We start from the raw sequence: 13,340 nt of genomic DNA on the forward strand, positions 1-13,340 counted from the left end.
CAGTATCTTGCGAGAAGTTCTGTGAAGTGTTGTGCAAAATAGACATAAACCACCTTTAGGTAAAGTTGACGGTTCTATGGTAGCGTCATATGCGCTAAAATGGCTACACAACCACGGAGGGATGGCAGAGTGGTTGAATGCGGCGGTCTTGAAAACCGTTGAGCGTTTGTGCGTTCCGAGAGTTCGAATCTCTCTCCCTCCGCCATATACCTGCTTGCAGCCCTGCAGTTTGAACAGCTTGTGTTCATGTTTGCAGGGCTGTTGTGTATGTGCGTATATAAAAGCCACGTAGGTAAAACCTATACACCATCACAATATATACGTTTGTTATAAGGATGGGTATACTAAAGCTACGTCGTTGCGTTGGTAGTCAACGACACTAAGAAAGGAATGCTATGCCCGTACTTATTGCCGTTGTGGTTGTTGTTGCACTTGCTGCTTTGTTTATAAGCTTGTATAACAACATGGTTGGTCTGCGCAACCGCTGTGATAACGCTTGGCAAACTATTGATACACAGTTGCAGCGTCGTAGTGATCTTATCCCCAATTTAGTAGAAACGGTAAAAGGCTATGCCGCTCATGAGTCTCAAACTCTTGAAGCAGTTATTAAGGCCCGTAGCAATTACGTAAATGCTTCCACACCAGAGCAGGCCATGGATGCTAGCAATCAGATTACTGGTGCTCTGCGTCAGCTCTTTGCTTTGTCTGAAGCCTATCCTGAGCTCAAAGCAAACACTAACTTTCAGCAACTTCAAACAGATTTGGCTGACACCGAGGATAAAATTTCCTATGCTCGCATGAGCTTTAACGATTGCGTTCTTAATTACAACAACGCAATTCAAACCTTCCCCGGCGTTTTAATTGCTGGTATTGGTGGCTTTACTGCTAAGACAGGCTTTGAGGTTGCAAGCGAAGCAGACCGTCAAGCTCCCAAGGTTTCCTTCTAAGAGCTTGCTTTTTGTTCTGACAGCCTCTTAAGACACTATATCCCTTAGCGCTCTTATCATTAGCTACGTTACCCAACATGCATTACGCACTCCTACAGGCACACTGCGGTAGGAGTGCTTTTGTATACAAGCCAGTTACCAAGATAAGAGTTGCTAGAACACGCAAGCTTCCCACAACAAAGCTGCAGGCGTGTAAATTACACGCCTTGTTGCTTAAGCCATGAGCGTGGGGACATGCCTGTTTGTTTTATAAAAATGCTACGTACGGAACTGTCACTTGCATAGCCAAGCTCAGACGCAATTTGATGCAAGGTTTTACCACACAGTAGCCCTTCTTCTATCTTTTTGATGCGCAGTTTTGTAAGCGCCTCACCAATACTTTCTCCCTGCTCCTCTTTAAACTGTGTGCACAAAGTTGTACGCCCCACATGAAAGATACGCGCCAACTCATTAAGCGATGGTGGACAAGAAAGCGACTCCTGTAAGTGTCTAAGCACAGCACAAGAAAATTGCTTAGTACTTGTATGATGAGGTGCCGTAAGTAGTGATGGTATATCGGCATTCGGCTGCAGTATGCACGCATCTCCAGCGGCAAGAGCACTCAACATGTTAAGCACTTGCATATAGGCATCTACCTGTGGTGTTTGTCGAGAAAATCTGCTGGGCATAAGGTGTGCCAACAACCCCTTTACCTGCTTGTTCTCGTTAAGCGTAAGCGGATGCTCCACAAGAAGCTGGATTGTGTCGGACAGCTCACTAAAATGCTGAGCAATGTCATGCAAGTATTCTTTTGTGAGACATATAGCTGTGCTGGCATATACGGTTCCCTCATCTATATCAAATTGATACATACCAGCAGGATAAGGAAACGATAGGGTGACATAGGGCATACCCTGTGCCAGCACCTCAAGGTTTTTCTCGTCTCTATACGCATGTGAGGGAAACGTTCCCGCTCGCTCCCAGATTTCACCCATAAGCGCAAGCTCTTGCGTTTGCATAGTACTAATGCACACATAATCCTGCGAAGGACGCTCTTCAAGCGAAAACGATGCCAGCGCAAGCCAGCTCATGCGCGAAATAAGGCAGCCTTCAAAGGGAACATACACCCAGAGCCACCCGCGTGCCTCATTGCTATCTATCCGAAAAACATTCCCTACACCAGACCATTTATATTCTGGTCGCACTTTAAGTTGCTGTATTTGAGGCATAAAAAGTGACTGCATCTGAGGAGAAATGTGTGAGCAAAAGGCTTTAAGCATTCGCTGTGTTGTTGACTCATCCATACAATCAGCCGCCAAGCGCGTAAATCGTTCATCCTTGTTCTCTTCATGACCATTCATCACTCAGAATTAGTTAACCTAAGTTAACACATTATAGCATGCGTGAGGAGGAGATATATGAAGTCAACAACAGATGCGCAGCAGCAAGGGCAACGGCAGCAGCAAAAGACGCTTAGTTCATTGTTTGAATTAGCGGGATCGAGAAGACCCCTTATTCTTATAGGGTGTGTCCTTTCGGGAGTTTCCATGCTGTTGAGCCTTGCACCCTTTGCATATATTTGGCTTGTCGTGCGTGACCTTATAAAAGTAGCTCCCCAGTGGCAACAGGCAACACATATTGCAAGCTATGGCTGGGCGGCATTTGCATTCTCAATCGCAAGTATTGTGCTTTATTTTATAGGTCTTGCTTGCACGCACTTGGCTGCATTCCGTATTCAATCCAACATGAATAAACGTGGGCTTGAGCACCTTATGCGTGTACCTTTGGGATACTTTGATACGCACAGCTCAGGTGTACTACGACGCAGAATCGAAGGTGTCGCACGCGATACTGAGGCACTTATAGCCCATAATCTTGTGGATATTACCGGCACCATTGTTTTGTTTATTTCCATGCTCATACTGCTGTTTTTATTTGACTGGCGCATGGGAATCGCTTGTCTGATAGCGGTACTCATCTCGATTGTCAGCATGATGAGCATGATGGGAGGAAGCCGTAAAGAGTACCTCAATCAATACCAAACAGCCCTCGATACCATGGGTTCAGCCGCCACGGAATACCTGCGTGGCATTCCTGTTGTAAAGGTATTTCAACAGACGGTATATTCCTTTAAAGCATACAAAGAAGCAGTCGAGAATTACAATACGTTTGCGTGCAAGTATGCTGTAGATGTCTGTAAAACTCCTCAGAGCATCAATCTTACCTTTACTGAAGCCGCATTTGTTTTCTTAGTCCCTGTTGCAATTCTTTTAGCACCAGAAGCCTTGGCATCAGGTCACTTTGTCGATTTTATCTGCAACTTTGTCTTTTATGCTATTTTTAGCGCCATCATTGCAACAGCGCTTGCAAAGATTATGTTTGCCTCAGGCGGCATGATGCAAGCAAATGAGGCCCTGCGCCGCTATAACCAAGTTATAGATGCCCCAGAAATGACTAGAGCCACACATAGCAAACACCCGCAAGATACCAGCGTATGTTTTGAAGAGGTAAGTTTTACCTATGAAGGAGCAGCACGCCCCGCTCTTACTAAGCTGAATTTGCAAGTTGCTCCTGGCACTGTCTTGGCACTGGTAGGCCCTTCTGGCGGTGGTAAAACAACAGCCGCAAGCCTCATTCCTCGTTTTTGGGATGTGGACTCGGGTCGTGTACTGGTAGGCGGCGTTGATGTACGCGATATAGACCCACATGAGCTTATGGACAAGATTGCCTTCGTCTTCCAAAGAGGCACCTTGCTTAAAGGCAGTATCTTAGAAAACGTTTTGGCTGGCCGTACAGATGCAACGCGCGAGCAGGCCCTCGAAGCGCTCCATGCTGCTCAATGCGATGATATTCTCGCTAAGTTTCCCCAAGGTGCAGACACCATTATTGGCACAGAGGGTACCTACCTTTCCGGCGGAGAAGTGCAGCGTGTTTTGCTAGCTCAAGCCATCTTAAAAGATGCTCCCATTGTGGTTTTGGATGAGGCGACCGCTTTTGCAGATCCAGAAAACGAAGCCCTTATTCAGCAGGCCTTTGCACGCCTTGCCCGGGGCAAAACCGTCATCATGATTGCCCACAGACTTTCAACGGTTGTGGGGGCGGACAATATAGCAGTTCTTAATGAAGGCACGCTGCAAGAGCAAGGTACACACCAAGAGCTCATTGATGCAGGCGGTCTGTATGCTCATATGTGGAGCAACTACCAAAGTGCCGCAACATGGAAAATTAAGCGAGGTGAAGCATAAATGCTTAGCGAGAAATTCAAGAAGACTTTTGCGCTTACCGATGCAGGTATTGCCTCAATACGCAAGGGTATTGCATGGAGCGTTGTTACCAATCTCGTCAATATGACAGGTATAGGCATTTTGTTTATACTCATACAAGCACTTATGGCAGCTTTCTTACAAGGCGCGCCCCTGCCAACACTTTTGCCCTATGCAGGAGCACTTATTGTATTTTGTATTATTTCGTTTGTTGTCCATAGTCAGCAGTATTTTCATACGTATGGAACTGTATATAGTGAGGTAGGACGCTTGCGCTTGGCTCTTGGTGAGCGTATGCGCCAATTGCCTTTATCATTTTTTGGCCACCGTGACTTAGCAGACCTTGCAGAAACCATCATGGGCGACGTGGCAGAGCTTGAGCACATGTGGTCTCATGTATTGGGCTATCTGTATGGCGCGTATATTTCAACGTTTATTGTGGCAGTAAGTCTTTTTATCTATGATTGGCGCCTTGCATTAGCGGCACTTTGGAGCGTTCCTGTTGCATTTGGATTGCTCTTTGGCCTTCGTAACATCACCTCTTCCGCACAAAAGAAAGCACGCACGGCAGCACTCACGGTGTCAGACCAAATCCAAGAGACTATAGAGGAAGTGCAGGGGATTCGAGCTAACAACTTAGAGAAGCAGCGTCTTGCGAGCGTATTTAAAAAGATTGACGCACGTGAGCAAGCAACTATTCATTCAGAAATACTCACGGGCATCACCATAAACGCTGCATCAGTTATTATGTGCTTGGGCATTGCCAGCACAGTGCTTGTAGGAGCTACTCTTATTACAGCAGGCCAGCTTGACTTTATGGTATTTGTTGCCTTCTTGCTTGTAGTAACGCGCGTCTATGCGCCGTTTGACCAAGCGCTTGCGCTTATCGCCGAGATGTTCGTATCTGAAGTAGGAGCACGTCGTCTTCAAAATATTTACGATGAGCCCATCGCAGGCGGAGAGCAAGAGTTTGCACCCCAAGGCTTTGATGTACAGTTTGAACATGTTGGCTTCTCTTATCAAAATGAGCCTGTTTTGCGCGATGCAAGCTTTACAGCTAAAGAAGGAGAAGTAACCGCTCTTGTTGGACCAAGTGGCTCTGGTAAATCTACCTGCGCCCGTTTAGTAGCACGCTTATGGGATGCAAATACGGGCACTATTCGCATTGGTGGCATAGACACTGCAGCTATAGACCCTGAGGTTCTGCTCTCGGATATCTCTATCGTTTTTCAAGATGTCATGCTTTTTGATAACAATATTATGGAAAACATTCGTTTGGGTCGCCGTGGCGCAACAGACGAAGAGGTACGTGCGGCTGCGCGTGCCGCAAACTGCGATGAATTTGTATCGCGCTTACCTGAGGGCTATAACACCTTTATTGGTGAGAATGGCGCGCGTCTTTCTGGTGGTGAGCGTCAACGTATTTCTATTGCGCGCGCTCTGCTTAAAGATGCTCCTATTTTGCTTTTAGACGAAGCAACAGCAAGTCTTGACGTAGAAAATGAAACTATAGTTCAAGAAGCCCTTTCTCGCTTGCTTGCACATAAGACTGTGTTGGTTATTGCACACCGTATGCGCACTGTAGAAAACGCAGATAAAGTTGTAGTACTTGATGAGGGACACGTCATAGAAGAGGGTTCGCCCCAAGAGTTGTTACAGCAAGAAGGTGTTTTTGCTCACATGGTTAAGCTCCAACGCGAAAGCGCAACCTGGCAACTGTAAACCCAGCTGTAAGCCCTTAAGGCAGTAATGTTTTAAGACATAAGCCGTCTTGACTATTCAAGGCGGCTTACTTTTGATACGTAAGAACATAGATTAAACAAGGAATTACCGTTCTTGGTGCCGTCTTTAAAAATTGATGTGTACAATAAGGATGCGCTGAACCTCATGTGTACAGCGCTTTTTGCAGTCTAGTAGAAGGGGCAACATGAAACCTCGACCTCACAGTCGATAGCCCCCGTGGTGTGCTCTGCCGAGTCTACCGCGAGGGGTATGACCGGTACCGTGTAAGCGGCGCAATGCTTGTGTACCTGCTTGTGTACACAGCTGGAAGGAGCATGCATGATTTATCTCTCCCAACTTTTGGGAAATCCAGTACTTGACGCTCATGGCAATAAAATTGGCGTAGTTAATGACCTTGGTATTGCAACAGGCGAGGTTTTTCCTCGTGTAACATCCCTTGCATTTCAAGGGCCTGGTAAGACGCCGTTTATGATTTCTTGGCGCAAGTATGTAGCATCCTTTGATGAAGAAGAAGTTCATCTAACTGTTCCCTCAACGGATATTCGCTTCTCGTATCTTCAGCCTGAAGAAGTCCTTATCGCCCGTGATTTACTCAACAAGCAAATTGTGGACACACGCGGCATGAAGGTTGTTCGCGTAAATGACCTCAAGCTGTCAGACACCAGCTCGAGCCAGCTCCGTCTGCTCGGTGCAGAGGTTGGTGCCCGTGGCTTGCTTCGCTCGCTTTCCCCTACTATCGAGAAAATCGTCATACGAGTACTGCGCAACTTTGGTAAAGACATTCCTGAGCGTGTTATTGCATGGAACTATATGGATTTGTTGGACCGTAATCTGTCCAATGTAAAACTCTCCGTTACCCACAAAACGCTGGATGAATTACACCCTGCAGACATTGCAGACATCATCGAGCAGCTTGATCCTCGCCTGCGCGGTCAAGTTTTTGCCCAGCTTGATGATGCTCAAGCAGCAGAAGCTATGGCAGAGCTCAATGATGATCAAGCAGCAGAAATCATGGGAGACATGGCGGAGCTTGATGCTTCGCGCATGCTATCAGAAATGGACCCAGACGACGCAGCGGAACTTGTTTCCGAGCTCGATTATGCAAAGGCCGAGAAACTCTTGCGCTTGATGGGCGTTAAGGAACAGAAGGCAGTTCGACAACTTTTGGGCTATAAAGAGGACACCGCGGGTCGTATTATGACCTCAGAAGCTGTCTTGCTCCCAGAAGATGCAACGGTTACTGATGCTGTAGAAGCCCTCCGCAATTTGGATGAGGACTTTGAAACCGTCCACTACATTTACCTCAAAGATACTGAAGGACGCCTCAGTGGTTTGGTCACACTGCGCGCATTGGTTGTTGCTGGTTCTAACACCAAACTGTCTGATATTGCCATCGAAGACGAGCTTATTGTTGCAAGTCCTGAAGATGACCAAGAAGACGTTGCAGAAAACATTGCTAAGTACAACCTGCTTGCCATGCCCGTTGTGGATGACAATCGACGCCTCCTCGGCATTGTTACCGTAGATGATGCACTCGATGTTTTGGAAGAAGAGCACGCCGAAGACCTGCAGATTGCTGGTGCTTCCAGCGGCGACTCCGAGGGTCACCGCTCTATGGAGGGCATCTTGTGGCTTATGCGCAACGAGATGTGGTTCTTTGTTTGGATGCTTAGTCTTATTGGCTTATCTGCCCTGTTTAGCTCCCAAGGCTGGCTCAATATCTTTTTGCTCGGTGCCATGCTGCCCGTTGCTATTATCGCTGGTAATGATGCAGCAAATCACGTTACCAATTCCTTTATTGAGTATGACCCTGACGACAAAGATGCGCCAACCATGCTTGGTTTTGCATTGTCCTCCCTTGGTCTTGGTATCGTATTTGCTCTGCTTGTTGGCCTGATTTCCGGCAGCTTAGTAAGTGTCGTTTCTCAAAACAATGTGCAAAACACCATTCTTATGGACGGTATCATTTCCTCTGTCGTAGGTATTTTGGTTTCCTTTGCACTTACTCCGCTTTACCTCACAATTCTGCGTAAGCGTGACGAGAAAAACCTGGAAAACTCAGGTACATCCCTTGCTGCAATAGCCATGCTTGTCTCGGCACTTGCTTTTATTATTACCGCCGCCATCCTTGTGTATGGAATTGGTATCTAGTATGGCAGCGCAAGTTCAAAAGCATGCGCCCACTCAGGACAGCTCACAAAACACCACTTTGGGCGCTGCTTCAGGCACAACACCTAACTCCGTCGGTAAAACCAATGTCGGCAAAACTGCAGGAACTGCAGGTAAAGCAGGTATTGCAGCTATTCTAGCCGCCATGGGCCCCGGCATCCTTACCTCTTTTGCGGGCATGGACGCCGGCGGCATTGCAACCTTCTCTACCTCAGGCGCATCCTTTGGCTTTAACATGCTGTGGACCATTCCCATCATGACGCTGCTGTTAGTGGTAGTCCAAGAGACCTCAGCACGTATGGGCTGCGCTACCGGTAAGGGTTTTGCCTCACTCATTCGCGAGCGCTTTGGCGTGCGCATTTCCGCCCTTGCCATGCTGGCGCTTATCATTGCAAACTTTGCAGTAACCATTTCTGAGTTTGCCGGCATTGCATCCAGTATGCTGCTATTTGGCGTACCCATCTATGCCAGTGTGCCAGTTGCCGCTATTGGCACATGGATTCTTACCATGAGTGGCTCATACCGTCGTATAGAAAAAATCCTGCTGGTCATTAGCTCGGTATTTATCACCTACATTGTGTCTGGCATCATTGGCAAGCCAGACTGGAACATGGCACTCTATAAAACCGTTGTTCCCCAGCTTGATAGCAGCACTGCTTACATTTCTTTGTTGGTGGCAAGCGTTGGTACAACCATCTCGCCTTACATGATTTTTATGGTATCCAGTAATGTTGTCGAGAAAAACCTGGATGAGTCAGATATTCCTGCTCAACGTGCGGATAATGTCTCTGGCGCAGTAGCTCAAAGCGTTATTGCTTGGTTTATTATTCTTACCACGGGCGCGGTGCTTTTCCCTGCAGGCATTGCTGTTACCAGTGCCTCAGATGCAGCGCGTGCCCTTGTTCCTTTGGCTGGGCAGTATGCTTCTGCCCTCTTTGCTATTGGTTTGGTTGGCGCTTCTTTTTTGGCAGCTTGTGTACTGCCGGGCATTACCGCTAGTGCCGTCTGCGAAGCTTTTGGTTGGGAACGCGGTGCAGACCGCAGCTGGCATGAGGCCCCCATTTATCGTGGCATCATTACCACCATTACCATCCTGAGCGCCCTTATTGTTTTGATTCCTCACATTGATTTGTTTGGCATCTTGATGGTCGCACAGATTATTAACGGCATTGCCTTACCTGTTTTGCTTGTATGTATGGTTTTGCTTGCCAGTGACACCCACCTTATGGGCACATATCGCAATGGCAAGATTTGGAATATTCTTACCTGGTTTGTAATTGTTGCTATTACTATTTTGACCATAGTAATGTTTGTCATGCAGGCCATGGGCATCTAGCACAAGTTGATGCGCCTCCAAGCAAAGATAACAAAGCATCAGACGTAGAACCTGATGCTTTGTTGAGTCGTTAGGTTATTAATTTTGCTGCAGGGTTTTAGCTAAGCTCAGTAGGCCACACTGCATCTTCGGGCATCTTTGCCTTACCAGTTAAGATGTCCTCAGGCACATTGCCATCAGCCTTCATAAGATCTGTAACCGTTACAAAGGTGTAGCCCTGATCATGAAGTTTATCCAAAATCTGTGGCAAAGCCTCAAGATCTTGCTCACGTGGACCACCACCGTCATGCATCAGAATAATATAGCCAGGCTGGATACCATTAATAGCATTGGCAACAATCTTGTCTACACCAGGGCGAGACCAATCAAGTGAGTCCTGATTCCATAAAATAGAAGCACTCATCTTGCCTTGTGTAACCGCCCACGTCTTGCTCGTAAACGCACCATAAGGTGGACGAACCATGGTAGTTTCTACACCCGTAGCTTTCTTGATAGATTCATAGCTGCTATCCAACTCAGACTGAACACGCTCTGCAGAATCTTTGGTGAGCACATCATGATGGTAGGTATGGCTCATGATTTCATGACCATCAGCAACAATCTTTTTAGAAATCTCTGGCATCTCATCCACGTTCTGCCCCAGATTAAAGAAGGTTGCAACAGCTCCATGATCCTTCAAAATCTTGAGGTAGCGCTCGGTATACACGCTGGGGCCGTCATCAAAAGTAATGGAAATGAGCTTCTTTCCATCCTTGGGCTGTAAGTTGCGTGTCTTAAGCACACAATCCTGCCCCTTTTGTTTTACCTCACCATCAGCGGTTTCTCCAGAGGTTTTACCCGTGCGAATCTCTTTCTTTTCTACCTTGCCCCATTGAGAAACATAGGTAACCGCACCCCAGGCACCATCTGTCGTGAGCTTGGGCTGAGTCTCTGTCATTTCTACGGTATACTCCTCCATGATGTCAGCACCATTGCCAACGGTAATGGTCTCTCCACCATGGATTTTATAGTTGTTGCCGTCATCAAACGACAAGTCCTTATCGTCAACCTTAACCGAGTACGCAAAACCCTTGCCCTCGGTAATAACCTTGCCAGAAACGCTGGTAAGGTTACCTGCCGTTACCTTAATCTTTTCCTTGGAAATAATATCGCCCAGCGAGGTATGTACGGTATAGGTGCGGCGAGCGCCATTAATAACAACCTCAACAGGGCGGAATATGTTCCATCCAATTGGCAAAGCAGCTGCTACAGCAGCCAAACCACCCAGCACAATAAAGTCGCGACGCGTCATGGCGCGCTTGGGTTTTTTGCCGCCCGGCATAGGACGCTTTGCAGAAACAAAGCCTTTATCGGCAGTTACAAACCCAACGTGCTCGCGCCGAGCATTGCTGTTTGAGCGCTGTGCCTGCAAGTAAGGGTTTTTAGAAGCAGAGCTTTTGCGTGTTGCTGCGGCATAGCTTGCTTCTCCGCGCGTGGTCGAGAAACGCGGCGCACTTGAGCGAGAAGAACCCGTATTGGCATTCATAGACACATTCATATGTGCAGAACTGCGGTATGAAGAATCGTGAGCAGAAGAATCTCTGCGTGAGTGTGGTGTATATCGTTCACCAGATCGTGCCATATGCCCTCCGAGAATATTTAAACTTCGTTTGAAAAGCGAATGTTTGATTGAAACCTATGTAGTCACTCAAAAGTATATAACGGTTTACTTACTACTCTTATCAAATTCTTCCTTAAACGCAGCAAACATACCTCGCGTCTTTGATAGATTTCGACCCAGTGCACGAGCAGCCTTTGCTGCAGTGTCATCTGAAGAGGGTTTCTCTTTTGCACTTGCAGAGTTTGTATGAGAAGTTTTTCCCGTTTTATCTGGTGTTTCTTGCAAAGTCTGATCGGAGGTGGTGTTGCTACATTGTTTTGCTTGCGCGCTGGTAACAGGACCTGAAATTTTGACCTCTTGCGCCTCAAGCTCTGGCACATCTGGATCAAGCTGTGTAGCTTCAGTGACAGCACGCTTGGCCTTGCCTAATACACGACCTAAAGAATACGAGCCTTTCTCCAAGGCCTTATCGGCAGCTGCTGCCATTTTTTTGCCCGCTTCTGCACCCGCAACCTGGGCGTTGCCAACGGCTTCACCAGCCTTAGCGGCAAATCCTCCCGAGAATGTCTGCGTAGCAGTGCCATCTGCCACAATCATAGTTTGGCCGTGGCGTCCTCTAAAAGAGCATGCGGGAATATCCACCGTACCAATGAGTGCGTGTGCGGTACCGCTGTTGGATATTTTGAACGTCTCTATCTTGCCGGTAGCAGTATTAAAATCAAAATCCCCTATGTACCCAAGGCTGTTACCACTTGCGGTAACCACATCCATGCCCGCCCACATAATGCAAGAATCCCAGTCAAAGCCTAAGCGCTTAATAGCAGCCTTACCTATGCCAGTCTTTTGATGAGTGCAATAGATGCCCTCATCGCAAACATCAAACGAATCAAACGCCAAGAACACATCCTCGCGCTTAACCATGCCAACCACGTCGGGGCGCTTAACCATAAAACCAATGACCTGCATGCCATCAGGTGCACATACCACCTGATGCACCTTGCCTAAACGCTTAAACACCTGTTCTTTGGTGTTGCTAGAGATTTTTTTGGAATCTTTGATAGTAAAGACCTTGGTGTTTTGGATTTTGGAAAGCGATAGCATATGAACCTCGCAGATCTTTGGCGCTTTATGAGTGCTTTATACATCGAGGCGCCGCCACAGGGCAGCGCCTCGGATAGTTTGCCTTGTTGTGCCGATAAAAACTAGGCCACGGTATCGTTAGATGCTGCAGTATCCGTCTTTTCTACTTGAGCTTCTACCTCTACAGAGTCACTCGTGGAAGCCTCAGTAACAACCGTGTTTACCTGGCTAGCAATGTTAGAAATAACATCCTGAGCCTGAACAGAAGCAACAGCAACCGTATCAGACAAAGAGTTACGAACTTGATCCATGCGCTCGCGTGCAGCGTCTACCTTAGCACGTAGTTCATCAGTTGTAGCATCTACCACAGGACGAATATGAGCGACCTTCTCGGCAGTATTTTGACTCGTTACCTCATAAGCGTCTTTTGCACTATCCCAAGCATCATTCATGGCATCGGCGGCCATTGCACGGCTCTCGGCACCAGAACGAGGAGCGAGCATTAAGCCAGCTACCGTACCTATAGTTGCGCCAAAAACAGTGCCTAGCACAAATCCAAATCCACTCTTTTTGCTCATCTTGCGTCCTTCCATACAGCCAGCGCAAACTGGCAATACATGCTTGGTTATGCGCTTAAGTATACCAGTGTGCGGGGTATGCAAAGCGCAATTCTTAGTTGGATATGAGAGGTAAACTATTGCTCGCTATCAGCCGCGTTATCCAAAGATGCAACCATGCCAGTAAGGCCATCTACAATAGCATCAATGCCGGGCTCAGGATTGCCGCCGCCCGTGTAGGCCCATTGCAAAATCCAGGCAGCGCTGGAAAGTGCGCCGGCAACCAAGGCATCATCGGGACAATCAAGCGTAACGTCAAAGGTACGGGTATCGACACTTGTAATAGGCGTGGTACGACCCGTAGAAATAGCACCACCCAAACCAGTGCGAGCAATCAGCTCTACCGAAACATGCTCAAACAAATGTGCAACCTCAGTGGCAGGCAAGGCATCCCTAAATGTTTTGCCAGCATCACCAAAACAAGCATGGTCACATATTTGTGGCATAAGATTATAAACACGCGTAGTGCCCTCAAGGTCCTCGTTAGTAAACAAGGGGGCTTCTTCATCAACACGAATACGTGCCGTTACATAACGGGGTCCAACGGTTAGTTTTTGGATTTCGATTACTTGACCCATCAAACAAAAGCCTCCCTGTGCTTCTTGT

At 47.4% G+C, this 13,340-nt stretch carries 10 protein-coding genes and 1 tRNA gene; 6 read left to right on the plus strand and 5 right to left on the minus strand.

All coding sequences use genetic code 11. The features are described from left to right. The first annotated feature begins 115 nt into the window (after window positions 1-115). Window positions 116-205, plus strand: a tRNA-Ser gene (locus tag SPD80_RS05835). A 190-nt stretch (window positions 206-395) separates the two neighbouring features. Beyond that, window positions 396-947 carry a LemA family protein gene (locus SPD80_RS05840; protein ID WP_320828905.1) on the plus strand — a complete coding sequence of 184 codons (552 nt, stop codon included), beginning with the start codon at window positions 396-398 and terminating at the stop codon, window positions 945-947. Between the two features lie 197 nt (window positions 948-1,144). Here the strand turns inward: SPD80_RS05840 and SPD80_RS05845 are convergent, their stop codons facing one another. Beyond that, window positions 1,145-2,287, minus strand: coding sequence for an AraC family transcriptional regulator (locus SPD80_RS05845; RefSeq protein WP_320606141.1), 1,143 nt, complete (start codon window positions 2,285-2,287; stop codon window positions 1,145-1,147). 57 nt (window positions 2,288-2,344) lie between these two features. On the opposite strand from SPD80_RS05845, the gene SPD80_RS05850 reads away from it, so the two are divergent. The 4 genes from SPD80_RS05850 (at window position 2,345) to SPD80_RS05865 (ending at window position 9,437) form a co-directional block, all read left to right on the plus strand. Then, the gene (locus SPD80_RS05850) at window positions 2,345-4,171 is read left to right on the plus strand and encodes an ABC transporter ATP-binding protein (RefSeq protein ID WP_320828906.1); all 1,827 of its coding nucleotides are present in this window, start codon (window positions 2,345-2,347) and stop codon (window positions 4,169-4,171) included. Further along, window positions 4,172-5,911, plus strand: coding sequence for an ABC transporter ATP-binding protein (locus SPD80_RS05855; RefSeq protein ID WP_320828907.1), 1,740 nt, complete (start codon window positions 4,172-4,174; stop codon window positions 5,909-5,911). Between the two features lie 339 nt (window positions 5,912-6,250). Further along, complete coding sequence (locus SPD80_RS05860) at window positions 6,251-8,083, plus strand: magnesium transporter (protein WP_320828909.1); 1,833 nt, start codon at window positions 6,251-6,253, stop codon at window positions 8,081-8,083. Between the two features lies 1 nt (window position 8,084). Beyond that, window positions 8,085-9,437 carry an Nramp family divalent metal transporter gene (locus SPD80_RS05865; RefSeq protein WP_320828910.1) on the plus strand — a complete coding sequence of 451 codons (1,353 nt, stop codon included), beginning with the start codon at window positions 8,085-8,087 and terminating at the stop codon, window positions 9,435-9,437. A 97-nt stretch (window positions 9,438-9,534) separates the two neighbouring features. Here the strand turns inward: SPD80_RS05865 and SPD80_RS05870 are convergent, their stop codons facing one another. The 4 genes from SPD80_RS05870 to SPD80_RS05885 form a co-directional block, all read right to left on the minus strand. Beyond that, entirely contained in the window at window positions 9,535-11,058 is a 1,524-nt protein-coding gene (locus tag SPD80_RS05870; RefSeq protein WP_320828911.1) for a polysaccharide deacetylase family protein, read from the minus strand. An 84-nt stretch (window positions 11,059-11,142) separates the two neighbouring features. Next, the gene (locus SPD80_RS05875; RefSeq protein WP_320828913.1) at window positions 11,143-12,138 is read right to left on the minus strand and encodes a PRC-barrel domain-containing protein; all 996 of its coding nucleotides are present in this window, start codon (window positions 12,136-12,138) and stop codon (window positions 11,143-11,145) included. A gap of 101 nt (window positions 12,139-12,239) precedes the next feature. Further along, window positions 12,240-12,695 carry a YtxH domain-containing protein gene (locus SPD80_RS05880; protein ID WP_320828914.1) on the minus strand — a complete coding sequence of 152 codons (456 nt, stop codon included), beginning with the start codon at window positions 12,693-12,695 and terminating at the stop codon, window positions 12,240-12,242. Between the two features lie 116 nt (window positions 12,696-12,811). Beyond that, the gene (locus SPD80_RS05885) at window positions 12,812-13,312 is read right to left on the minus strand and encodes a cyanophycin synthetase family protein (RefSeq protein ID WP_320828916.1); all 501 of its coding nucleotides are present in this window, start codon (window positions 13,310-13,312) and stop codon (window positions 12,812-12,814) included. Window positions 13,313-13,340: the final 28 nt, after the last annotated feature.

The organism is Atopobium sp. (assembly GCF_034113385.1).
Classification (GTDB): Bacteria; Actinomycetota; Coriobacteriia; order Coriobacteriales; family Atopobiaceae; genus Atopobium.

Bases quoted from the DNA above. Each gene is read 5' to 3' on its own strand.
- SPD80_RS05840 (WP_320828905.1), top strand. From the start codon at position 396: ATGCCCGTACTTATTGCCGTTGTGGTTGTTGTTGCACTTGCTGCTTTG.
- SPD80_RS05845 (WP_320606141.1), bottom strand. From the start codon at position 2,287: ATGAATGGTCATGAAGAGAACAAGGATGAACGATTTACGCGCTTGGCG.
- SPD80_RS05850 (WP_320828906.1), top strand. From the start codon at position 2,345: ATGAAGTCAACAACAGATGCGCAGCAGCAAGGGCAACGGCAGCAGCAA.
- SPD80_RS05855 (WP_320828907.1), top strand. From the start codon at position 4,172: ATGCTTAGCGAGAAATTCAAGAAGACTTTTGCGCTTACCGATGCAGGT.
- SPD80_RS05860 (WP_320828909.1), top strand. From the start codon at position 6,251: ATGATTTATCTCTCCCAACTTTTGGGAAATCCAGTACTTGACGCTCAT.
- SPD80_RS05865 (WP_320828910.1), top strand. From the start codon at position 8,085: ATGGCAGCGCAAGTTCAAAAGCATGCGCCCACTCAGGACAGCTCACAA.
- SPD80_RS05870 (WP_320828911.1), bottom strand. From the start codon at position 11,058: ATGGCACGATCTGGTGAACGATATACACCACACTCACGCAGAGATTCT.
- SPD80_RS05875 (WP_320828913.1), bottom strand. From the start codon at position 12,138: ATGCTATCGCTTTCCAAAATCCAAAACACCAAGGTCTTTACTATCAAA.
- SPD80_RS05880 (WP_320828914.1), bottom strand. From the start codon at position 12,695: ATGAGCAAAAAGAGTGGATTTGGATTTGTGCTAGGCACTGTTTTTGGC.
- SPD80_RS05885 (WP_320828916.1), bottom strand. From the start codon at position 13,312: ATGGGTCAAGTAATCGAAATCCAAAAACTAACCGTTGGACCCCGTTAT.